Source organism: Xenophilus azovorans DSM 13620 (assembly GCF_000745855.1).
GTDB lineage: Bacteria > Pseudomonadota > Gammaproteobacteria > Burkholderiales > Burkholderiaceae_C > Xenophilus > Xenophilus azovorans.
Genome location: NZ_KN050766.1, coordinates 401,561 through 423,041, shown reverse-complemented (window position 1 = coordinate 423,041; position 21,481 = coordinate 401,561). Strand labels below are relative to the sequence as shown.

Below are 21,481 nucleotides of genomic sequence, written 5' to 3'. Positions count from 1 at the left end.
GGACATGACGAGCAGGACCTACTTCCGCATCGGGCAGATCGTGCCCAGTTCCAACACGACGATGGAGACCGAGATTCCCGCCATGCTGCGCCTGCGCGAGCAGGTGCGGCCCGAGCGCTTCACCTTCCACTCGGCGCGCATGCGCATGAAGCACGTCAACAAGGAGGAGCTGGCGGCGATGGACGCCGAGTCCGACCGCTGCGCGCTGGAACTGAGCGACGCGCGCGTGGACGTGCTGGGCTACGCCTGCCTGGTGGCCATCATGGCCATGGGCCGGGGCTACCACCGCCAGTCGCAGTCGCGCCTGAGCGCCGCCACCGCGGGCAACCAGGGCGAGGCGCCGGTCATCACCAGCGCCGGCGCGCTGGTCGATGCGCTCAAGGCGATGGGCGTGAAGCGCATCGCGCTGGTGGCGCCCTACATGGTGCCGCTGACCCGGCTGGTGATCGACTACATCGAGCACGAGGGCTTCGAGGTGGCCGACTGGCGCGCGCTGGAGATCCCCGACAACCTGGAGGTCGGCCGCCACGACCCGGCGAAGCTGCCCGGCATCGTCGCCGGGATGAAGACCGGCGACGTGGACGCCATCGTGCTGTCGGCCTGCGTGCAGATGCCCTCGCTGCCGGCCATCGCGCAGGTCGAGGCGGCCACCGGCAAGCCGGTCGTCACCGCGGCGGTGGCCACCACCTACGCCATGCTCACCGCCCTGGGGCTCGAGCCGGTGGTGCCAGGCGCCGGCGCACTGCTGTCGGGCGCGTATCCGAAGAAAGGAGGCACGGCATGAGCGGTGCCAGCACTTTCCTCTACGGCGCGCACGTGCATGCCAACGGTATCCGCCAGCACTACCTGCGCTTCTGCCCCGGCGAGGCGGCGGTGCCGGGCCGCGACGCCATCGTCCTGATCCCGGGCATCACCAGCCCGGCGGTCACCTGGGGCTTCGTGGCCGAGCGCTTCGGGCGCCACTTCGACACCTACGTGCTCGACATCCGCGGCCGCGGGCTGAGCGAGGCCTCCGACGCGCTGGACTACAGCCTCGACGCGCAGGCAGCCGACCTCAACGCCTTCGCCGGCGCGCTGGGCCTTCACCGCTACGCCTTCGTCGGCCACTCGATGGGCGGGCGCATCGCGATCCGCGCGGCATCGAGGCAGCCGGCCGGCCTGACCCGGCTGGTGGCGGTCGACCCGCCGGTCTCCGGCCCGGGCCGCCGCCCCTACCCGGCACAACTGCCGTGGTACGTGGACTCGATCCGCCAGGCCCGCCGCGGCATCAGCCTGGAGCAGATGCGCGCGTTCTGCCCCACCTGGACCGAGGCGCAACTGCGCCTGCGCGCCCAGTGGCTGCACACCTGCGACGAACGCGCCATCGTCACCAGCTTCGATGCCTTCCAGACGGACGACATCCATGCCGACCTGCCGCGCATCGCGGTGCCGCTGATGCTGATGAGCGCCGAGCGCGGCGATGTGGTCCGCGAGGAGGACGTGCGCGAGATCCGCGCCCTGGTGCCCGGCCTGCACGAGCACCGCGTGGCCGGCGCCGGCCACATGATTCCCTGGGACAACGAGGAGGGCTTCTACCGGGCCTTCGGCGACTTCCTCGGCGCCCCCCTGACCTGAACCCGTCACGCTGGAGATTTTTGCCATGGCCATCTGCGATACCGAACTGATCCGCGCCTGGACCCAGGTGCTCACGCTGTCCAGGCTCGAGGCCGGCGACGCCGTCACCGTGCTGACCAGCGACCACACGCACCCGCAGACGCTGCGCTGCGCGATCACCGCCGCCACCATGATGGGCGCCTGCGTGAGCCGGCTGGACCTGCCGCCGGTCAACGGCGAGAAGGCGCTCAGCCGCGACACGCTCGCCTACCTGGGCACCACGCCGCTCACCGGCAACCGCGCCGCCATCGCGGCGCTCAAGGCCAGCGACCTGGTGCTGGACCTGATGACGCTGCTGTTCTCGCCCGAGCAGCACGAGATCCTGGCCTCCGGCACCAGGATCCTGCTGGCGATGGAGCCGCCCGAGGTGCTGGCGCGCATGGTGCCCACCATGGAGGACTATCACCGCGTGCAGGCCGGCGTCGCGCTGCTCGAGGGCAGGCGCGAGATGCACGTGACCTCCGCCGCCGGCACCGACCTGCGCCTGCCGCTGGGCGAGTACCCGGTGACGGCCGAGTACGGCTTCGTCGACCAGCCGGGCCGATGGGACCACTGGCCCAGCGGTTTCGCCTTCACCTGGCCGAACGAGGGCGGGGCGCAGGGCCGCATCGTGCTGGCCAAGGGCGACGTGCTGCTGCCGATGAAGAACTACGTGGGCGAGCCCATCACGCTCACGGTGAAGGACGGCTTCGTCACCGCCATCGAGGGCGACGCCGAGGCCGAGCTGCTGCGCGAGTACATCGAGTCCTTCGCCGACCCCGAGGCCTATGCCATCTCGCACGTGGGCTGGGGCCTGCAGAAGCGCGCCTTCTGGTCCACCCTCGGCCTGTACGACCGCGAGGCCACGCTGGGCATGGACGCGCGCGCCGTCAGCGGCAACTTCCTGTTCTCGCTCGGCCCCAACAACGAGGCCGGCGGCAGCCGCACCACGGCGTGCCACATCGACATCCCGATGCGGCGTTGCAACGTCTTCGTCGACGGCCTGCAGGTGGTGAACGACGGCAAGGTGGTGGAGTCGCTGATGCAGCCGCAGAAGGCGCCGGCGCAGGAGGAGCCCGCCCATGCGTGACGAGTCGCAGGTCTACCGGCGCCAGGGCTTCGGCGCCGGGCTGGGCGTGCAGCCGCCCATCGGCCTCCTGGTCGTGGACTTCGTGAACGGCTTCACCGACCCCGGCACCTTCGGCGGCGGCAACATCCCGGCCGCGATCGACCGCACCGTGGGCCTGCTGGCGACCGCGCGCGAGCGCGGGTGGCCGGTGGCGCACAGCCGCATCGTCTACGCCGACGACGACAGCGACGCCAACATCTTCAGCGCCAAGGTGCCCGGCATGCTGGGCCTGAAGGAGCATTCGCCCGCGAGCGCCATCGTCGATGCGCTCGCGCCCGCGGCGGGCGAGCGGGTGGTGCGCAAGAACGTGCCCTCGGCCTTCTTCGGCACCGACCTGGCGCCCTGGCTCACGCAGCGCGGCGTGCGCACGCTGCTGGTGGCGGGCTGCGTCACCAGCGGCTGCGTGCGCGCCAGCGTGGTCGACGCCATGTGCTGGGGCTTCCGCCCGGTGGTGGTGGAGGACTGCGTGGGCGACCGCGCCATCGGCCCGCACGAGGCCAGCCTGTTCGACATGCGGCAGAAGTACGCGGACGTGCTGGGCCTGGAGGCGCTGCGCGGGCTGCTGCCCGCCTAGCTGCGCGGCAGGGGGCGGGGAGGGTGCCTCAGCGCGCCTGGAAGCCGCCCACCACGAAGCGGCTCACCTGGTCGATCAGCGCCTCGGTGTCCTCGGGGTCGTACAGCCCCTTGGGCGTCATCTCCTCCATGCGATGCGTGTCCGAGAAGGCGTAGAGGTAGGTGCCGACCATCAGCGTCACGCGCCAGTAGGCGTCCAGCTCGCCCAGTTGCGGCAGCGCCAGCCGGAAGGCATCCACGTAGCGCTGCGTCGACGAGCCGTAGGCGTGCGTGCGCAGCTTGTACGAGATCTCCGGCGGCTCGGTGTGCAGCCGGGCCTGCAGGCGCAGGAAGGCCCGGCCCTGCGGCGTGGAGCGCAGGGCCAGCGTGGGCGAGAGGAAGGCGTGCACGATCTCGCGCACCGTGGGCTTGCCCTTGCGGGCCAGCAGCGCCTCCAGCAGCTCGGTCCGCTGACGCGAGATGACCTGGCCGCGGCGCAGGAAGGTTTCCTCGAACAGCCCGTACTTCGAGCCGAAGTAGTAGCTGATCAGCGCCTGCGTCACGTTGGTGGCCGCGGCGACCTCGCGCAGCGTGGTGCCGGCATAGCCCAGCTCCGCGAACTGCGCCTCGGCGGCGTCCATGATCTCGTCGCGGACGGCGCTCGTTCCCCCCGGCCGGCCCGGTCCTCTTTGCTTGACGCGCGTTGCGCGGTTGGGAGTGTCCGTCGTCGTCGCCATGAAATTAATCGGTTGACCAATAACAACGAGTATATGGCTGCCCCACGGCAGCGGGCGGCCGGGCACCAGCATGGGTAGAAACCCTCGATCTTTCGCGGCCGTGTCAATGCGGGCATTGAAACAATGAAATCGACCCCGCCGATGCGGCTTCCTACGATCGGTCCATCGCATCAATCAATGCATGGAGACACATGTCGAAGCCGGAGACCCAACGCTGGATCGCGATCGCGCGCACAGGTGACGTGGAGCCGTCTGACGTGCGTCGCTGCGAGGTGGAGGACCGGTGCATCGCGCTCTTCAACCTCGACGGCCGGCTGTACGCGACGGCCGACATCTGCACGCACGCCCACGCCCACCTGTCGGACGGCTACGTCGACGGCGACACGGTCGAGTGCCCGCTGCACCAGGGCCTGTTCCACATCCCCACCGGCCGCGCCATGTCGCCGCCCGTGACGGAGGACCTGAAGACCTATCCGTTGCGCATCGAGGACGGACAGGTGCTGATCGCGCTCGACGCATAGCGTTAACAGGCCCCAGCCTGCGGCCGGGCGCGGCCCGGCCTTTCCCGAGCGTGCGCCGCCGCATCTTCGCGGCGGCGTGAATGCAAGCCCATCAACCGGAGACAAGAATGAACCTCAAGCCCATGGTGCGCATGGCCAGCCTCGTCCATGCGTTGTCCGCCGCCGCCCTGGCCGGCGTGGCGGCCGGCGCAGCCGCGCAGACTTCCGTGCACGAGCAGCTCAACACGGTGATCGCCAAGTACGCGAAGGTCGACGAGAAGTCGATGACCAATCCCGCCGTCAAGGCCATCTTCGCCAAGGACGGCTTCGCGCAGGAGCTCGAGGCCTACCCGGTGGGCAAGCTCGCCGACGGCTTCGTGTGGAAGCCCGGCATGGGCGCTTCCTTCGTCGGGCCCTACAGCAAGCTGCCGATCAAGGCACCGTTCACCGACTACCTGCCGCTGCCGGACGGCCCGGTGCTCGATCCGAAGAAGACCTACCGCATCGGCTTCGTCTTCCACGGCTTCAACCACTCGTGGCTGGTCAGTCTCGCCGACACCGCCGCGTGGGAGGCCGCGCGCCACCCCAACGTGCAGATCGACGTCATCGACGCCCAGTACGACGACAACAAGATGGCGCAGGTCATCGACACCTGGGTCACCAAGAAGTACGACGGCATCGTCCTGTGGCCGCAGCGCGAGGCGCCGATGGGGCCGCCGGTGGACCGCGCGATCGCGGCCGGCATCCCGGTGGTGAGCGTCGACCGCCGCACCTCCTCCGACAAGGTCAGCTCCGAGGTCACGGGCAACTTCTACGCCAACGGCGTGCAGCAGGGCATGTACCTGAACGAGGTGCTGAAGGGGCAGGGCAACCTGGTGCTGACGCGCAAGGACCTGGGCAGCACCGCCGACTCGATCCGCGCCGGCGGCTTCCTGCAGGTGATCGGCGGCAGCCCCGGCTACAAGATCCTGGGCTCCTACCACGTCAACAGCGACCGCACGCTGACCTTCAAGACCACGGCCGACGCGATGCAGGCCTTCAAGGAGGTCAGCGCGGTCTACACGGCGGGCGGCGAGGAGGCGATGGGCGCGCTCGACGCCATCCGCGAGGCCAAGCGCCTGAACAGCGCGCCCGGCGGCAAGAAGATCGTGATCGTCGCGGACGACGATTCCAAGGAGATCATGCGCGAGGTCAAGGCCGGCAACATCGACATGGTGGCGCCCTACACGCCGCTGATCGGCGACCTCGGCGTGCGCGCGGTCATCCGCCACATCGGCTTCAAGGCCGGCCTGCTGAAGGAGGCGCCGCCGAAGCTGATCCTCACGCCCAACCTGCCGATGATTACGAAGACGAAGATGACGATCGAGGGCGTGCAGACGCTGACGCCGGACGAGTGGCCCTACGCCTTCGGCCCGGACAAGCCCGCGGCCGGACAGTAAGCGGGTCCGTGTTCCACCCAGCCACACCGGAAGAAGCCAGGATGGAAACCACCGTACCGGCCGACCGCCTGCCCGCCGCCGCGGCGCAGGCCGGGGCATCGCCCCGGCAGCGCCTGAGCCTCGATGCCGTCGCGGGCCGCGTCGCGCTGCTGGTCCTGCTCGTCGCGGCCGCCTCGGTGTTCCAGCCGGCGTTCGCGACGGCCGAGAACGCCCGCACCGTGCTGCTCGCCGTCTCGACGGTGGGCGTGATGGCGCTCGGCATGGCGCTGGTCCTGCTGGCCGGCGAGCTGGACCTGTCGATCGGCGGCGTCGCGGTGATCTCGGGCGTGGTCGGCGGCATGCTGCTGCCGAGCGGCTCGGTGGCGCTGGTCGTCGCCGGCGTGCTGGCGACCGGCGTGGCGTGCGGCCTGGTCAACGGGCTGCTCGTGACCCGGCTGCGCGTGCCTTCGCTGATCGTCACCCTGGGCATGCTCGGCGTGCTGCGCGCGCTGGCCAACATCCTGTCCGGCGGGCAGGCGATCTACCCGGAGGGCAGCGCGGGCTACCTGTGGTTCGGCCGCGGCGCGGTGCTGGGCATCCCGGTGCCGGTGTGGGTGTTCTCGATCGCCGCCGCGGCGGCGATCGTGCTGACCCGCCACGCGCGGTTCGGCCGCGCGCTGTACGCGGTCGGCGGCAACGCCACGGCGGCGGGGCTGTCGGGCATCCGTGTCGACCGCGTGCGGCTGCTGGTGTTCGTCGCCAGCGGCGTGGCGGCCGCGCTGGCCGGGCTGCTGGAGACGGCGCGCCTGGCCTACATCGGGCCGGCCGGCTTCACCGGCATCGAACTCAGCGTGATCGCGGTGGCGACGCTCGGCGGCGTGTCGCTCGCCGGCGGGCGCGGCACCATCGAGGGGACCCTGCTCGCGGCGCTGATCATCGGCGTGGTGAACAACGCGCTGAACATCGCCGGCGTGAGCAGCTACGTCCAGCAGATCGTCACCGCCGCCGTGATCCTGCTCGTGGTGCTGCCCGACAGCCTGCAGCGCAAGGAGCGGGAAGCATGAGCGCACTGCCGTTGACCCGGCCCGAATCCGGCAGCGACGCGCATGCGGGCTCCGCGGCCGCCGCGGTGCTGCGCCAGCCGATGCTGTGGCTGCTCGTCGCGTTGCTGGCTGCCGGCGCGCTCAGCTCGCCGTACTTCCTGAGCGCCGACAACATGGCGAACCTGCTGCGGCAGGTGGCGGTGTTCGGCCTGCTCGCGCTGGGCATGAACCTCGTCATGCTGACGGGCCGCATCGACCTGTCGGTCGGCGCGACGATGGTCTTCAGCGTGATCGCCGCGGTGGAGATCATGGTCGTGGCCGGCGGCATGCTCGACGTGCGCATGATGGGCCGCGGCAACACCTACGTCGGCCCCGTGGCGCCGGTGGCGGCGCTGACGCTGGCCGTCGGCGCGCTGGTGGGGCTGTTCAACGGGCTGGGTGTGGCCTGCGGGCGCGTCGCGCCGTTCATCATGACGCTGGTGACGCTCAGCGCGCTGCGCGGCCTGAGCTACGTGCTCTCCAACGGCCGCCCGTACTACCTGCGCAGCGACGCCTACCGCTGGCTCGGCGAGGCCCGGGTCGGACCGGTGCCGGTGGCGGCGCTCGTGCTGCTCGCGGTGTTCGTGGTGTTCGCCTGGCTGCTGCATGCCCATCTCGCCGGCAAGCGGATCTACGCCATCGGCGGCGACGAGAAGACGGCGCGCTTCGCGGGCGTGCGCGTGGGCCGGTGGCTGGTGGCCGTCTACGTCGCGAGCGGGCTGTGCGCCGCGCTGGCCGGGCTGATCCTGACCTCGCGCGCCAACTCGGTCGATGCGCCCATGGCCACCGGCTACGAGCTCAGCGCGATCGCCATCGCGGTGCTCGGCGGCACCAGCCTGATGGGCGGGCACGGGTCGCCCTGGCGGACGCTGTGCGCCGCGTTCGTCTTCGCGGCCGGCCTGAACCTGCTGACGCTGCACGATGTGAGCGCGTGGTACCAGGACCTGATCATCGGCGTCGTGCTGATCGCCGCCGTCGCGGCGGCCTCGGCGATGCAGCGCCGCGGCGCATGAAGAGAAAACCCCCATCCAAGGAGACGAAGACATGGCCCGCACCCTGATGCTCGGCATCGACATCGGCACCACCAACGTGAAGGCGGTGGTGCTGGACACGCAGACGAACAAGGTGGTCGCCACCGGTTCGCGCGAGCACCCGCTCTTCCACCCGCAGCCGGGCTGGGCCGAGCAGGACCCGAACAACTACTGGAAGGCGGTGGTCGCGTCGATCCGCCAGTGCCTGGACAAGGGCCAGTTCGCCGATGCGATCGGCGGCGTGGCGATCTCGGGCCTGGTGGGCGTGACGCTGCCGGTGGATCAGGCGGGCCGGCCGCTGCGCGACGCGATGATCTGGATGGACGCGCGTTCCGAGCGCGAGTGCACCGAGATCCGCGAGCGCGTGGGGGAAGACACGATCAACCGCATCAACGGCAACCGCGTCGCGCCCTGGTTCATCGAGCCGAAGGCGCTGTGGATCAAGAACCACCAGCCGCACGTCTTCAACGCGACGCACAAGTTCCTCTCGCCCGCGGGGTACTGCACCTTCCGCATGACGGGGACCTTCTCGATCAACACCGGCGACGCCGGCCTGTTCTATCCCTACGAGTACAAGAAGTACCGCTGGAACGAGACCGTGGCCGACGCCATCGGCGTGCCCATCGACAAGTACCCGCGCATCTACCAGTCGCACGAGGTGGTCGGCGAGATCACGCGCCTGGCCTCGGAGGAGACGGGGCTGCCGGTCGGCATCCCGGTGGTTGCGGGCGGCACCGACATCAGCTCGGCGGCGCTGGGCGCCGGCGTCACCCAGGCGGGGCAGGCCTACTATTCGATGGGCACCGGCTCCAACCTCGGGATCATGATCCCGACCGAGCAGGACGTGGACGAGTTCCGCATCCTGAAGTGGCCGCACGTGCTGCCCGGCCTCACGATGTTCGATGCCCCGATGGCCTTCACCGGCGCCTCGCTCAAGTGGTTCCGCGACAACTTCGGCTCCGTCGAGTGGCAGGTGGCCGAACGCGTCGGCCAGAACGTGTTCGACCTGTTCACCGCCGAGGCGGAGCGGGTCGCGCCCAACGCCGACGGCCTGCTGTACCTGCCGTACCTCGGCAATTCGCTGGCGCCCAACTGGAACTCGAACGCCTGCGGCACCTTCTTCGGCGTGCGCGCCGGCACCACGCGGGCGCACTTCATCCGCGCGCTGGTCGAGGGCGTGGCCTTCGACCTCTATTCGAACGTCCGCATCGCCCAGTCGGCGGGCGTGAAGCTCGACCGGCTGATCCTCAACGGCGGCCCGACCAAGAGCCGCTTCTGGAACCAGATCACCGCCAACGTGGTGAACCTGCCGCTGGACATCCCCGACGTCAACGAGGCGGCGCCGCTGGGCGACGCGATCCTCGCCGGCGTGGGCGCGGGCATCTACCGTGACCCCTGCGAGCCGGTGCCGCAGATCGCGACCATCAAGCAGACCATCGAGCCCGACGCAGCGATGCACCAGCGCTACGCCGAGTTCTTCGCGCTGTGGCAGGCGGTGTTCCAGGACCTGCAGGGCGCGATGGACCGGCAGCACGCGCTGCTCGACCGCTACCGCCTGGGCCAGGGCGCCTGACGATGACGGCCATCGGGGCGGCGACCCCGCTGCTGGAGGTGCGCGGCATCGGCAAGCGCTTCGGCGCCGTGGCCGCGCTGCAGGACGTGAGCTTCGACGTGCGGCCCGGCGAGGTGCATGCGCTGGTGGGCGAGAACGGCGCCGGCAAGTCGACGCTGCTGGCCATCGTCAACGGCCTGCAGCAGCCCGACGAGGGCGAGCTCTTCCTGCTCGGGCGGCCGACCCGGCTGGCCCGCCCGCTGCAGGCGCGCCGCAGCGGCCTCGCGCTGGTGCACCAGGAGTTGGCCCTGTGCCCGAACATGACGGTGGCCGAGAACCTGTTCCTCGGCCAGGAGCCGCGCAACGCGCTCGGCCGCGTCGACGGCGCGCTGATGCACCGGCGCAGCGCGGAGCTGCTGCAGCGCCTCGGCGCGCGGATCTCGCCGCAGCAGCGCGCCGCGACGCTGTCGCTCAGCGAACGGCAGCTCGTCGAGATCGGCAAGGCGCTGGCCAGCCAGCCGCGGGTGCTGGTGCTCGACGAGCCCACCGCCTCGCTGACCGACGAGCACGTCGCGCTGCTGCTGCAGACGGTGGAGCGGCTGCGCGCCGAAGGCCTCGGCATCGTCTACGTCTCGCACCGGCTGGAGGAGGTGCTTCGCATCGCCGACCGCATCACGGTGCTGCGCGACGGCCGGGTCGCCGCGCGCTTCGGCGCCGGCGAGGCGAACGAGCAGAAGCTGATCCGCGCGATGGTGGGGCGCGAGCTGGGCGAGCGCTTCCCGCCGCGCCAGGCGCCGGTGCGCGGCGCGAAGCTCATCGAGGCCGTGGGCCTCGGGCTGCGCGGCCGCTACCGCGGCATCGACCTGGCCGTGCATGCCGGCGAGATCGTCGGCATCGCGGGTCTGATGGGCTGCGAGCGCGAGAGCGTGATCCGCACGCTGTTCGGGCTGCACGCGCCCGACGAGGGCGAGCTGCGGGTGCGCGGGCGGCCGATGCGCTTCGCCGGCGTGGGCGATGCCATCGAGGCCGGCATCGCCTACCTGCCGGCCGACCGCAAGGCCGAGGGGCTGGTGCTCGGCATGTCGGTGTACGACAACCTCACGCTCGGCACGCTGGCGCCGCTCTCGCGCCTGGGCCTGGTGTCCCGGCAGCGGCAGCAGCGCCGGGGCGGGGCGCTGATCGAGCAGTTGCGGATCAAGGCGCCGGCGCCGCACCGCGGCGTGGTCAACCTGTCGGGCGGCAACCAGCAGAAGGTGGTGCTCGGCAAGTGGATGGCGCGCGGCGCCGACGTCTGGATCGTCGAGGAGCCGACGCGCGGCGTCGACGTCGGCGGCAAGCAGCACATCTGGGAGGCGCTGCACGGGCTCTCGGCCGAAGGCAAGGCGATCCTGGTGGTCTCCAGCGAGCTGCCCGAGCTGATGGGGCTGTGCGACCGCATCGCGGTCATGAGCCGCGGCCGGATCACGGGCGAGTTCGAGCGCGCGGCCTTCGACGCCGACGCCATCGCCCGCTGCGCCGTGGCGGCCTGACAGGGCAGGGCGGCCGGCGAGGCGCCGCCGATCAATGGGCACGTTCACACAATGAATTGGCCGCCGGCGGGCGCGCCTCCTAGCATCGATCCAGTCTGCCGGCGAGGCGCCGCGCAGGGCCATGGCGCCCCGGAAGACGAGTCCACCACTTTGAGGAAGACATTCGATGAGCGACACCACGTTCGGCCGCATGGGGACACAGGAATGGTCCCTGACCGGGCCGGAGAAGATTCCCCGCCAGACGCTCAAGGCGCTGCGGGAGCGCAGCAACGGCCCGGGCCTCGCGCACCTGGCGATCCACGCGCTGGCGCTGCTGGCCACCGGCACGCTCGTGTACCTGGCGAAGGACGTCTGGTGGACCTGGCTGCTGGCGTCCTTCGTGCACGGCACGGTGATCGTGCTGCTGTTCGCGCCGCTGCACGAGTGCTCGCACGGCACGGCCTTCCGCACGCGCTGGCTGAACACCGCCGTCGGCATGCTGGCCGGCCTGATCAGCATGCGGCCCTTCCTGTACTTCAAGTACCGCCACACGGCCCACCACACCTACACCCAGCACGACGCGCTGGACCCGGACATCGTGCCCTTCCCGGACTCGATGCGCGCCTACTTCGCGATGATCCTCGGCGCCTCGTTCTGGCCGAAGATGCTGGGCACCCTCTGGCGCGGGACGACGGGGCGCTTCAGCGCGCTGGAGCTGTCGTTCATCCCGGCCAGCGACGTGCGCCGCGTGAGCTGGGAGATCCGGGGTGCGGTGCTGGTGTACCTGCTGGTCGCGGCCGCTTCGATCGCGCTGCATTCGTGGGCGGCGGTGCTCTACTGGCTCTTCCCGCGCTTCATCGGCGAGCCGGTGCTGCGCGCCATCCGCATGGCCGAGCACACGGGTGCCGAGGAAAGCCCGAACCTGCTCGCCAACACGCGCACCACGCTGGCCAACCCCGTGTTCAGGACGCTGTACTGGAACATGCCCTACCACGCGGAGCATCACGTCGCGTCGTCGGTGCCCTTCCATGCGCTCGGCCGCCTGCACCGCGAGCTGAGGCCGCACCTGGGCTGCCTTTCGACGAGCTATTGGCAGGTGCACCGCGAGATCGTCGGCCAGGTGCTGCGCGGCCGGCGCGGGCAACGCGAGGCCGTGCGGCCGTGAACGGGCGCGTGCTCATCGTCGGCGCCGGCCAGGCGGGCGGGCGCACCGCGCAGGCGCTGCGGCGGCTCGGCCATGCCGGTCCGGTCATGCTCGTGGGCGACGAGGCGCTGCCGCCCTACGAGCGGCCGCCGCTGTCGAAGGAAGTGCTGCTCGGCCGCGCCGAGCCCGCATCGCTGCTGCTGATGCAGGAGGCGGGCTGGAGCGAGCTCGGCGTCGAACTGCGCCGTTCGGCGCGAGCCGTGGCGATCGAGCGCGGGGCGCGCCGGGTGCGGCTGGACGACGGCAGCACGCTGGACTACGACCACCTCGTCCTGGCGACCGGCGCGCGGCCGCGCGTGTTCCCGGGGCCGGTCGAGCCGGGCGCCGAACTGCTGTACCTGCGCACCGTCGACGATGCCCTGCGGCTCGCGCCGCGCCTGTCGCCGGGGCAGCGCGTCGGCATCGTCGGCGCGGGGTTCATCGGGCTGGAACTCGCCGCCACGGCGCGCACGCTCGGCGCCGAGGTGACGCTGGTCGAGGCGGCGCCGCGGCCGCTGGCGCGGCTGCTGCCCGCGGCCTTCGCGTTCGAGCAGATCGAGCTGCACCGCGCGCGGGGCGTGCAGGTGCTGCTCGGCCACGCGGTCGAGCGCATCGCTCCCGGCCGCATCCGCCTCGCGGATGGCGGCTGCATCGACGTCGACACGATCGTCGTCGGCATCGGCGCATGCGCCAACGACGAACTGGCCGCCGCCGCGGGGCTGGCGGTGCGCGACGGCATCGTCGTCGATGCCGCGGGCCGCAGCAGCGACCCGGCGATCCATGCCGTCGGCGACGCGGCCCGGCACGTGGACGCCGGCGCGGGGCTCGACCACCGCCTCGAATCCTGGCGCAACGCCGAGGACGGCGCCCAGGCGGCGGCGGCCTCGATCCTGGGCCTGCCGCCGCCGCGCCCGCCGGTGCCCTGGTTCTGGACGGACCAGTACGGCCGCAACATCCAGATCGCCGGCCGGCCGGACGACGGCCACCGCTGCGTCGTCCTGGACACGCCGGACGACGGCCCGCGCCTGGCCTGCTACCTGGACGGATCGGCGCGCCTGCGCGGCGCGATCGGCATCGACTGCGCCCGCGAGCTGCGCCGCGCGATGAAGCTGATCGAGCGCGGCGAGCCGGTGGAGGACGGCGCGCTGCCCGTGCCGCGTGCGCGTGCCCTGTCCGAGGCGGTGGCCACGTGATCGCGAGCCGAGCCGCCATCCTCACGGCGCCGGGCAACCCCTTCGTCGTCGACACGGTCGAGGTCGCGCCGCCGCGCCCCGGCGAGGTGCTGGTGGAGATCGCCGCGAGCGGCCTGTGCCACACCGACCTGACCGCGATCGAGGGCAGCAACGCGAGCTGCGTCTACCCGGCGATCCTCGGCCACGAGGGCGCGGGCCGCGTGGTCGAGGTCGGCCCCGAGGTGCGCGGCCTCGCGGTGGGCGACCACGTGATCCCGCTCTACGGGCCGGAGTGCGGCGCCTGCCGCATGTGCCTGAGCCGGCGCACCAACCTCTGCTGGTCGATCAAGCCCACGCGCGACCGCGGCGTGATGCCCGACGGCACCTCGCGCTTCCGCTGGCGCGGCGAGGTGGCGCACCACTTCATGGGCACCTCGACCTTCTCGCGCTACACCGTGGTGCCCGAGATCGCGCTGGCGAAGATCCGCCAGGACGCGCCGCTCGACCGCGTCTGCCTGCTCGGCTGCGGCGTGACCACCGGCGTCGGCGCGGCGCTCGACGACGTGCGCGAGGGCGACACGGTGGTGATCTTCGGGCTCGGCGGCATCGGCGTGAACATCGTCCAGGGCGCCCGCATCGCCGGCGCCGGCCGCATCATCGGCGTGGACCTGCATGCCTCGAAGGAGCTTCTGGCGCGGCGCTTCGGGCTGACCGACTTCATCGACGCCTCGCGCGAGCCGGGGCGCGTGACCGAGCAGGTCCGCGCGCTCGGCGGGGGCGGCGTGGACGTGGCCTTCGAGTGCACCGGCCACACCGGCGTGATGCGCCAGGCGCTGGACGTGTGCCAGGTGGGCTGGGGCACCTGCGTGCTGCTCGGCGTGGAGCCCGCGGGGGCGGAGATGGCGGTGCCGCCGGTCGCGGTGCGCTACGGCCGGACCTTGAAGGGCAGTTACTTCGGCGGCGTGAAGGGGCGCAGCGGCCTGGGCCGCTTTGTCGACCTCTACATGGATGGCAAACTCGAACTCGACCCGTTGATCACGCACCGGCTCGACCTGGCCGACATCGACGAGGGCTTCCGCCGCATGCAGGACGGCAGCGCGCTGCGCAGCGTCATCCACTTCGAATAGCTGCGGGGCCACGACAAGACAAGCAAGGAGACGACACGATGGAGATCGATCCGCCGATCGAGCGGCAGTATGTGTTTTCGGATCGGTACCCGTCGCGCACGGCGGTCTATGCCGAGATCGCCGCGGCCAGCGCGGCCGCCCGCGCGCAGCCGCCGGCATGGCTGGACCAGCCCTACGGCCCGCACCCGCGCGAATGCATCGACCTCTTCCCGGGGCGCGACGGGTGCCCGCTGCTGGTCTTCGTGCACGGCGGCTACTGGCGCAGCCAGCGCAAGGACGACTACGCCTTCGTCGTCGGCGCGCTCCGGCAGCACGGCTTCTCGGTGGCGGTGATCGGCTATCCGCTGGCGCCGCAATGTCCGATGCCGGACATCGTGCAGAGCCTGCGTGCGGCGATGGGCTGGCTGCACGGGCCGGGCAGCACGCTGCTGCCGGCCTGGCGCGGCACCGTCGTCGCGGGCCATTCGGCCGGCGGCCATCTGGCGGCGATGCTCGCCTCGGACCCGGACTGGCGCGATCGGATCGCCGGCTGCCTGGCGCTGAGCGGCCTGTTCGACCTCGCGCCGCTGGCGCGCACCTCGATCGGCGCGGACGTGGGCATCGACGATGCACTCGCCGGCCGGCTGAGCCCCCTGGCGCGGCCCGCGGGCGCCGGCTGGCTCCTCGCCGCCGTCGGCGCCGAGGAGACGCCCGCGTTCCACGACCAGGCGCGCCGCTACGTGGCGCACTGGTCGGCGGGAGAGGGCGGCGCCGACGCGGCGCAGATGCTCGTCGTGCCCGGGGCGGACCACTACTCGATCCTGCGCCAGATGGCCGGCCCGGACGGGCCCGTCATGCGCGCGCTGCTGGCCCGGACCCGCGCCACGGTGGAGGCGTCGTGAAAGTGGTGGAGCGGGACATCGAACGCAGCCTGCCCTTCGTCAACTTCAACCAGCTGCGTTCCTTCTACGCGGTGGCGCAGGAGATGAGCTTCACGAAGGCGGCGAAGCTGCTGCACGTCGGCCAGCCGACGCTGACCGTGCAGGTGCGCGCGCTCGAGGAGCGCTACGGGGTCGAGCTGTTCCTGCGCTCGGCGCGGGGCCTGCAGATGAGCACCACCGGCGAGGCGCTGTTCGCCATCGCCAAGCAGATCTTCCTGCACGAGGAGCAGGCGGTCGAGCTGCTGCGCTCGGTCAACGGCGAGGTCGCCGGGCAGCTTCGCGTCGGCACGGTGGGCCCCAGCTTCGTGATGAAGCTGGTGTCGCAGTTCCGGCAGGCCTTTCCGCTCGTCCAGGTGCGGCTGGACAGCGACAACTCGCAGGGCGTGATGCGCAAGATCCTCGACGCCGTCACCGACGTCGCGATCACCGGCAACCCCGGCGACGACCCCCGGCTCTATTCGGTGCGCCTCGGCTCCCACGAGGTCCAGATCTTCGTGAACCGCGATCACCCATGGGCGCAGTTCGAATCGGTGAAGCTGCGCCAGCTCGACGGCCAGCCGATGATCATGCGGGAGGCCGGATCGATGACGCGCGATGCGATCGAGGCGACGATGGCCGAGCACGGCGTGCGCCCGCTGGTGGTCATGGACGTGCCGCGCGAAGCGGTGCGCGAGGCCGTGCGCGAGGGGCTGGGCATCGGCATCGTGTCGGAGGCCGAGATCCGGGAGCACCCGGACCTGCATCCGCTGCGCATCTCGGACTTCCCGAGCTACACGCAAAGCCACGTGATCTGCCTGCGCGCGCGGCAGTTCTCGCGGCCGATCGCCGCCTTCCTCGACCTCGCGGAAGCGCAGGCGCGCGGCCGCTGAGACGTGGGGAAGCGTCCCGCGGCTGCCCGTCGCCCCGGGGATGTGCCCGATCGACGAAAGGCGGCTTCAGCTGCGCCGCCGCCAGGCCAGGGCCACCGCGGCGATCGGTGCCAGGATGGCGAGCCAGGACAGCGCATCCCACGGACCGTCGCCCAGCAGTGCCGACACCAGGCCGACGACCGTGGCCAGGCCCAGCAGCACGGGCACGCGGAATACCTCGCCGGCCGACTGCGGGTGGGCCGTGCGGGGCGAGCGGTTCACGACGTCACCTCGCTCGCGCCGCCGTGGCGCAGCGCGTGGGCCGGCACCGGGCCCGCGTCGGCCAGGTCGTCGGAAGCGGGGTCCGGCGCCGTGGCGCCCTTGGGCTTGCGCAGCCACAGGTACAGCCCGCTGCCCAGCACGGCGATGGCGAACAGGTCGAGCAGCGCCCACAGCAGTTTCAGCGGCAGGCCGCCGTAGTCGCCGAAGTGCAGCGGCTGCGACAGGAACAGCGTCTTCACGTACCACGGCATGTCGCGCGAATCGGTGAGCCGGCCGGTGCCGGCATCGACCAGCGCGGGCTTGAGCAGGCGCGAGGTGACCGGCGTGCCGCCCCTCAGGAAGAAGGTGTAGTGGTGCGGACTGGAGAACATCGTGCCCGGGAAGGCCACCAGCCGCACCTCCATGTCGGGCACGGCCTCGCGCGCGGCGCGGATGGACGCCTCCAGATGCGCCGGCCGGGTGACCGGCGGCAGGCCCTTGTACGGCGCCGTCATCTCGGCCATCTGGTCCATCTGCCAGATGCCCAGGATGATGCGGTTGAGCGTGTTGATGGTGCCCGTCAGGCCGACGATGCAAAGCCAGACGACGGTGACGATGCCCAGCAGGTTGTGCCAGTCGAGCCACTTGATGCGTGCGCTGCGCTGCGTGCGCAGCGCGCCGAACTTCAGCCGCCGCATGAAGGGGTGGTAGAGCACCACGCCCGACACGATCGCCACCACCATCAGCAGCCCCATGAAGCCCAGGAACAGCATGCCCGGCAGGCCGGCGAACATGTCCACGTGGAGCTTGAGCATGACGTACATGAAGCCCTCGTTCGTCTTCGGCTCGTCCAGCACCCTGGCGGTGCGCGAGTCGACGATGACGGCGTTGTTCTCCTCCGGCGGCGCGTCGACCGAGCGGGCCATCGACACGTAGGTGATGTCGGGGTGCTCGTCCTGCTCCCAGAACATGTAGCGGATCACCTCGCCGGGGCGCCGCTCCAGCGCCGCCTGCGCGATCCGGTCGAGGCTGGCGTTTGGCGTGCCCTCGGACATGGGCGGCGCCTCGACCACGCCGCTCAGGTGCTCGATCTCCTCGTGGAAGATCAGCGGCAGCCCCGTCAGGCACAGCAGCAGCATGAACAGCGTGCAGACCAGGCTGCTCCACTTGTGGACCCAGGTCCAGGCGCGGGTGGACATCGCCTTCGCCTCAGAGATCGACGCTGGCCGACAGGCTGAAGGTGCGCGGCGAACCCACGAACAGGTAGCCTGCCGTCGCGGTGCCCCAGTAGTTCTTGTCCAGCAGGTTCTCCACGTTCAGGCGCAGGGTGACGGGCTTGCCGCCGACCTTCATCGCATAGCGCACCCCGGCGTCGATCCGGTTCCAGGCCGGGATCGACAGCGTGTTGGTCGCGTTCACGGCGGTGCTGGCGGTGTGGATCACGCGCCCCGTCAGCGTCAGGCCGGGCACGAACGGCGTGTCCCATTCCGCGCCCAGGTTCAGTTGCCACTCCGGCACGCCGATCGGCTTCTTGCCTTCGAGCTGCGCGGTCGCGGCCTTGGTGATCTTGCCGTCCATGTAGGTGACGCCGCCCAGCAGGCGCACGCCGCGCGCGACCTCGCCGGCCAGGGTGGCCTCGACGCCGCGGTTGCGCTGCTCGCCGAACACGCCGAAGGTCGAGCCGGAGATGCCGGCGCTGGGCTTGGTCAGCTCGAACAGGCTGACCGTCGCCATCATGCGGTTGTCCAGGTCGAACTTGGCGCCGATCTCCTTCTGCTTGGAGATGTACGGCGGCAGGACCTCGCCCGGGTTGGTGATGGCCGCGCTGGTGGGCGCGGTCTCGCCTTGCGACAGGCCCTCGACATAGCTGGCGTAGAGCGAGATGTCGGGTCGCAGCTTGAACACGACGCCGGCGAAGGGCGTGGTCTCGCTCTCGTCGTAACGCGCCCCGCTGGGCAGGCCGGTGGTGAAGTTGTAGCTCTGCCCCTCCACCTTCTGGCGGCGCAGGCCCAGGGTCACCAGCAACCGGTCGTTCATGAACGACAGGGTGTCCGCCAGCGCCACGCTGCTCAGCTTGCTGTCGTTCATCGGGCGCAGCGGGTTGTGGATGCCGGCGATCGAGGGGGTGACGGGCAGCAGGCCTGCGTACAGGTTGGACGTGCCGGGCGGGAAGCCGGTGTAGAAGCCCAGTTGCTGCTCCAGGTCGAGCCGGGTGACGCCGAGCGCGAGGCTGTGGCCCACCGGGCCGGTCGAGAAGGCGGCGCGCAGCCCCGCGTCCAGCGACTCGCTTTCCACCGTCATCCGCTGCCAGCCGCCGAAGTACGAATAGTCCCCGGCCGTGTTCAGGATGACCGGGTTGGCCGCCACCGCGCCCCAGTTCAGCTTGCGCCGGCCGTAGGCAGCGTAGGCGGTGACGTGGTCGGTGATGTCGTATTCGACCTTGGCCAGGGCCGAGCCGTGGCGCCCGTCGGACCAGCCGTAGCCGGGGTAGGGCAGGGTGTTGTCCGGCGCGCGGGGGATGGCGGTGAGCGTCGGGCCCGCCTGGAACTGGCGCACCACGTTGTCGATGCGCTCCTTCTGCCACAGCAGGTCCAGCGAGGCGCGCAGCGCCCGCCCGCGGTAGTCCAGCCCGACGGAGCCCAGGCTCTCGCGCGTCGACTGGCCCCTGATCCGCGTGTCGCCCTCCCGGTGCATCGCGTTCACCCGTATGCCGAAGGCGTCGTCCGGCCCGAAGCGCCGGCCGATGTCGACATGCCCGCCGAGGACGGACTTCGACGACATGCTGGCCGTGATGCGCGTGACCGGTTCGCTGCCCGTGCGCTTGGGCACGAGGTTGACCACGCCGCCGACGCTGCCGGACGGCGTCATGCCGAACAGGGCCGCGGAAGGGCCCTTGATGATCTCCACCCGCTCCACCGCCTCCAGCGGCGCGCGCCAGTAGGGCGTCAGGCCGAACACGCCGTTCAGCGCGAAGTCGCCGCTGGGCACCTGGAAGCCGCGGATGATGATGTCCTCGTTGATGTTGGAGCGTGCGCTGGCCATGCGCACGGAAGGGTCCATAGCCACCACGTCGGCCACCGAGCGGGCCTGGTCGTTCTCGATGGCCTGGGCGGTGTAGCTGGTCACGCTGAAGGGCGTGTCCATGACCGGGGCGTTGCCCAGGATGCCCATGCGCGCGCCGCTGCCCACCTGGCCGCCCGGGGCAGGGGGCGGCGCCTCGTCCACGGCGCCGCGGTGGTCGGTGACGGTGACCGAGGGCAGCGTCTCGGCAGCCGCGGGCTCGCCGGGCGCCGTCGCCGCGCCGTTCGCGGCCTGCGCCAGCGCCGCGCCGCCGTACATCGCCGCGCTGGCGGCGAACGCCAGTTCCATCGCGGTCGCCAGGCGCGATCTCGCGCGCTTTCCGTGTCCGTTGCCAAATGCCCTGCGCGTCATAAACCCTCTTTCAATGAACAGCACATGATAATGATTTGCATTTAATTCGTGAAGAGATCGTGTCCAAATGAACTCGGGCTGCCCCTGCCCGGAAGGGCACGGCGTCAATAGCCCAGTGCCCGCGGCAGCCACAGCACCACCTGCGGCGCAAAAGTGCACAGCAGCAGCACCGCGAGCATGGCCAGCACCAGCGCGAAGGCCCAGTAGGTGGTCGACTCGATCGAGGTGCCGGCGAGCCGGCAGGTGACCACCAGGTTCAGGCCCACCGGCGGATGGAACTGGCCCACCGCGATGTTCAGCGTCATCAGCACGCCGAACCACACCGGGTCCCACTGGTAGTGCTGCATGATGGGCAGGAACAGCGGCAGGAACACGAAGATGAGGGAGATGCCGTCCACGAACATGCCGGCCACCAGCATGATGAGGTTGAGCACCAGCAGCATCAGCGCCTCGGAGGACACGGACGACACCATCCACTGCGCCATGTGCTCGAAGGTGCCCAGCGCATTGCTGGCGACGGCGAACACCGAGGCCAGCGCCAGGATGGTCAGGATCACGGCGGAGATCTGGCAGGCCTCGACCAGCACCTCGTACATGACGCGCAGCGTCAGCGTCCGGTAGACCAGGACGCCGACCACGAATCCGTAGGCAACGGCCAGCACGGCGGCTTCCGTCGGCGTGACCACCCCGGTGCGCAGGCTGCCGAGGATCACCACCGGCGCCATCAAGGCCCATACCGCCTCGCGCAGGCTGGACCAGAAGGGCGGCCGCGGATCGTCGGCCTCGTTGCCCACGCGGTGGCGGCGTGCAAGCCAGACGGCGCCGCCGATCAGCGCCAAGCCGGCCAGGACGCCCGGCACCATGCCGGCGGCGAACAGGGCAGGGACGCTGGCGGCCGGCACCAGCATGCTGTAGACCACGAAGGCGATGGACGGCGGGATCAGGATGTCGGTGGAGCCCCCCGCTGCCACCACGCTGGCGGCGAAGCCGCGCGGGTAGCCTGCCTTGAGCATCTGCGGGATCATCACCGCGCCCACTGCCGAGGAGGCCGCCGGGCCCGAGCCGGAGATGCCGCCCAGAATCATGGCCACCACGATGGCAGTGGCCGCCAGGCCGCCGCGGCGCGGCCCCACGATCGAGGCGGCGAAGCGCACCATCGAGCCGGCGATGCCGGCACGCTCGAACACCACGCCGGCCAGCACGAACATCGGGATGGCCAGCAGGGGGTACTTGGTGATGCTGTTGTACACGTTCATCGGCACCGACGGCATGCCGAGGTCGGCCGACACCACGACGGCCGTTCCGGCCAGCCCGAGGGTCACGGCCAGCGGGACGCCGGCGGCGAGCAGGGCGACGAACAGGAACAGCAGCACGCCGCCGAGGGCGTCATAGCTCAT

20 protein-coding genes are annotated in these 21,481 nt (G+C 71.1%); 15 read left to right on the top strand and 5 right to left on the bottom strand.

Annotated features, from left to right (window positions below):
- The first annotated feature begins 4 nt into the window (after window positions 1-4).
- The 4 genes from Q392_RS28455 to Q392_RS28440 are packed head-to-tail and all read left to right on the top strand — an operon-like array spanning window position 5 to window position 3,335.
- The gene (locus tag Q392_RS28455; RefSeq protein ID WP_038217471.1) at window positions 5-784 is read left to right on the top strand and encodes a maleate cis-trans isomerase family protein; all 780 of its coding nucleotides are present in this window, start codon (window positions 5-7) and stop codon (window positions 782-784) included.
- Entirely contained in the window at window positions 781-1,614 is an 834-nt protein-coding gene (locus Q392_RS28450) for an alpha/beta fold hydrolase (RefSeq protein ID WP_038216726.1), read from the top strand. The genes Q392_RS28455 and Q392_RS28450 overlap by 4 nt, the downstream gene beginning before the upstream one ends.
- Window positions 1,615-1,639: 25 nt before the next feature.
- The gene (locus Q392_RS28445) at window positions 1,640-2,722 is read left to right on the top strand and encodes a 2,5-dihydroxypyridine 5,6-dioxygenase NicX family protein (RefSeq protein WP_038216722.1); all 1,083 of its coding nucleotides are present in this window, start codon (window positions 1,640-1,642) and stop codon (window positions 2,720-2,722) included.
- Window positions 2,715-3,335 carry an N-carbamoylsarcosine amidohydrolase gene (locus tag Q392_RS28440; RefSeq protein ID WP_038216719.1) on the top strand — a complete coding sequence of 207 codons (621 nt, stop codon included), beginning with the start codon at window positions 2,715-2,717 and terminating at the stop codon, window positions 3,333-3,335. Before Q392_RS28445 ends, Q392_RS28440 begins: the two co-directional genes overlap by 8 nt.
- Before the next feature lie 28 nt (window positions 3,336-3,363).
- Here Q392_RS28440 and Q392_RS28435 read toward each other — a convergent pair whose 3' ends face one another.
- Window positions 3,364-4,050 (bottom strand): TetR/AcrR family transcriptional regulator, encoded by a 687-nt coding sequence (locus Q392_RS28435; protein WP_038216716.1) that lies wholly within the window; start codon window positions 4,048-4,050, stop codon window positions 3,364-3,366.
- A gap of 191 nt (window positions 4,051-4,241) precedes the next feature.
- Between Q392_RS28435 and Q392_RS28430 the strand changes: the two genes are divergently transcribed.
- The 11 genes from Q392_RS28430 to Q392_RS28380 all read left to right on the top strand — a co-directional run bounded on the left by Q392_RS28430 (window position 4,242) and on the right by Q392_RS28380 (window position 16,412).
- A complete protein-coding gene (locus Q392_RS28430) occupies window positions 4,242-4,571 on the top strand; it encodes a non-heme iron oxygenase ferredoxin subunit (RefSeq protein WP_038216713.1) in 330 nt (109 codons plus the stop codon).
- A gap of 107 nt (window positions 4,572-4,678) precedes the next feature.
- Window positions 4,679-5,989, top strand: a complete 1,311-nt coding sequence (locus Q392_RS28425) for a sugar ABC transporter substrate-binding protein (protein WP_051954042.1) — start codon at window positions 4,679-4,681, stop codon at window positions 5,987-5,989.
- A 41-nt stretch (window positions 5,990-6,030) separates the two neighbouring features.
- The gene (locus tag Q392_RS28420) at window positions 6,031-7,032 is read left to right on the top strand and encodes an ABC transporter permease (protein ID WP_051954041.1); all 1,002 of its coding nucleotides are present in this window, start codon (window positions 6,031-6,033) and stop codon (window positions 7,030-7,032) included.
- A complete protein-coding gene (locus Q392_RS28415) occupies window positions 7,029-8,063 on the top strand; it encodes an ABC transporter permease (protein ID WP_051954040.1) in 1,035 nt (344 codons plus the stop codon). Before Q392_RS28420 ends, Q392_RS28415 begins: the two co-directional genes overlap by 4 nt.
- 31 nt (window positions 8,064-8,094) lie before the next feature.
- On the top strand, window positions 8,095-9,654 hold the full coding sequence (locus tag Q392_RS28410) for a xylulokinase (protein WP_038216710.1): 1,560 nt from the start codon (window positions 8,095-8,097) through the stop codon (window positions 9,652-9,654).
- Window positions 9,655-9,656: 2 nt separating this feature from the next.
- Window positions 9,657-11,162 (top strand): sugar ABC transporter ATP-binding protein, encoded by a 1,506-nt coding sequence (locus tag Q392_RS28405; protein WP_038216707.1) that lies wholly within the window; start codon window positions 9,657-9,659, stop codon window positions 11,160-11,162.
- Window positions 11,163-11,328: 166 nt separating this feature from the next.
- On the top strand, window positions 11,329-12,306 hold the full coding sequence (locus Q392_RS28400; RefSeq protein WP_051954039.1) for a fatty acid desaturase: 978 nt from the start codon (window positions 11,329-11,331) through the stop codon (window positions 12,304-12,306).
- Window positions 12,303-13,517, top strand: coding sequence for an NAD(P)/FAD-dependent oxidoreductase (locus tag Q392_RS28395; protein WP_038216704.1), 1,215 nt, complete (start codon window positions 12,303-12,305; stop codon window positions 13,515-13,517). The genes Q392_RS28400 and Q392_RS28395 overlap by 4 nt, the downstream gene beginning before the upstream one ends.
- Window positions 13,517-14,623, top strand: a complete 1,107-nt coding sequence (locus Q392_RS28390; RefSeq protein ID WP_051954072.1) for an alcohol dehydrogenase catalytic domain-containing protein — start codon at window positions 13,517-13,519, stop codon at window positions 14,621-14,623. Before Q392_RS28395 ends, Q392_RS28390 begins: the two co-directional genes overlap by 1 nt.
- Window positions 14,624-14,661: 38 nt before the next feature.
- On the top strand, window positions 14,662-15,504 hold the full coding sequence (locus Q392_RS28385; protein WP_038216702.1) for an alpha/beta hydrolase: 843 nt from the start codon (window positions 14,662-14,664) through the stop codon (window positions 15,502-15,504).
- A complete protein-coding gene (locus Q392_RS28380) occupies window positions 15,501-16,412 on the top strand; it encodes a LysR substrate-binding domain-containing protein (protein ID WP_157008403.1) in 912 nt (303 codons plus the stop codon). The genes Q392_RS28385 and Q392_RS28380 overlap by 4 nt, the downstream gene beginning before the upstream one ends.
- A gap of 66 nt (window positions 16,413-16,478) precedes the next feature.
- Here Q392_RS28380 and Q392_RS28375 read toward each other — a convergent pair whose 3' ends face one another.
- From Q392_RS28375 to Q392_RS28360, 4 genes are all read right to left on the bottom strand, one after another.
- Window positions 16,479-16,673 carry a hypothetical protein gene (locus Q392_RS28375; protein ID WP_038216699.1) on the bottom strand — a complete coding sequence of 65 codons (195 nt, stop codon included), beginning with the start codon at window positions 16,671-16,673 and terminating at the stop codon, window positions 16,479-16,481.
- Entirely contained in the window at window positions 16,670-17,851 is a 1,182-nt protein-coding gene (locus tag Q392_RS28370; protein WP_051954037.1) for a PepSY-associated TM helix domain-containing protein, read from the bottom strand. The genes Q392_RS28375 and Q392_RS28370 overlap by 4 nt, the downstream gene beginning before the upstream one ends.
- 10 nt (window positions 17,852-17,861) lie before the next feature.
- On the bottom strand, window positions 17,862-20,021 hold the full coding sequence (locus Q392_RS28365; protein ID WP_051954036.1) for a TonB-dependent receptor: 2,160 nt from the start codon (window positions 20,019-20,021) through the stop codon (window positions 17,862-17,864).
- A gap of 167 nt (window positions 20,022-20,188) precedes the next feature.
- Complete coding sequence (locus Q392_RS28360) at window positions 20,189-21,481, bottom strand: TRAP transporter large permease (RefSeq protein ID WP_038216697.1); 1,293 nt, start codon at window positions 21,479-21,481, stop codon at window positions 20,189-20,191.

Bases quoted from the DNA above. Each gene is read 5' to 3' on its own strand.
- Q392_RS28420 (WP_051954041.1), top strand. From the start codon at position 6,031: ATGGAAACCACCGTACCGGCCGACCGCCTGCCCGCCGCCGCGGCGCAG.
- Q392_RS28365 (WP_051954036.1), bottom strand. From the start codon at position 20,021: ATGGAACTGGCGTTCGCCGCCAGCGCGGCGATGTACGGCGGCGCGGCG.
- Q392_RS28440 (WP_038216719.1), top strand. From the start codon at position 2,715: ATGCGTGACGAGTCGCAGGTCTACCGGCGCCAGGGCTTCGGCGCCGGG.
- Q392_RS28360 (WP_038216697.1), bottom strand. From the start codon at position 21,481: ATGAGCTATGACGCCCTCGGCGGCGTGCTGCTGTTCCTGTTCGTCGCC.
- Q392_RS28445 (WP_038216722.1), top strand. From the start codon at position 1,640: ATGGCCATCTGCGATACCGAACTGATCCGCGCCTGGACCCAGGTGCTC.
- Q392_RS28425 (WP_051954042.1), top strand. From the start codon at position 4,679: ATGAACCTCAAGCCCATGGTGCGCATGGCCAGCCTCGTCCATGCGTTG.
- Q392_RS28455 (WP_038217471.1), top strand. From the start codon at position 5: ATGACGAGCAGGACCTACTTCCGCATCGGGCAGATCGTGCCCAGTTCC.
- Q392_RS28410 (WP_038216710.1), top strand. From the start codon at position 8,095: ATGGCCCGCACCCTGATGCTCGGCATCGACATCGGCACCACCAACGTG.
- Q392_RS28370 (WP_051954037.1), bottom strand. From the start codon at position 17,851: ATGTCCACCCGCGCCTGGACCTGGGTCCACAAGTGGAGCAGCCTGGTC.
- Q392_RS28385 (WP_038216702.1), top strand. From the start codon at position 14,662: ATGGAGATCGATCCGCCGATCGAGCGGCAGTATGTGTTTTCGGATCGG.
- Q392_RS28450 (WP_038216726.1), top strand. From the start codon at position 781: ATGAGCGGTGCCAGCACTTTCCTCTACGGCGCGCACGTGCATGCCAAC.
- Q392_RS28405 (WP_038216707.1), top strand. From the start codon at position 9,657: ATGACGGCCATCGGGGCGGCGACCCCGCTGCTGGAGGTGCGCGGCATC.
- Q392_RS28435 (WP_038216716.1), bottom strand. From the start codon at position 4,050: ATGGCGACGACGACGGACACTCCCAACCGCGCAACGCGCGTCAAGCAA.
- Q392_RS28415 (WP_051954040.1), top strand. From the start codon at position 7,029: ATGAGCGCACTGCCGTTGACCCGGCCCGAATCCGGCAGCGACGCGCAT.
- Q392_RS28400 (WP_051954039.1), top strand. From the start codon at position 11,329: ATGAGCGACACCACGTTCGGCCGCATGGGGACACAGGAATGGTCCCTG.
- Q392_RS28430 (WP_038216713.1), top strand. From the start codon at position 4,242: ATGTCGAAGCCGGAGACCCAACGCTGGATCGCGATCGCGCGCACAGGT.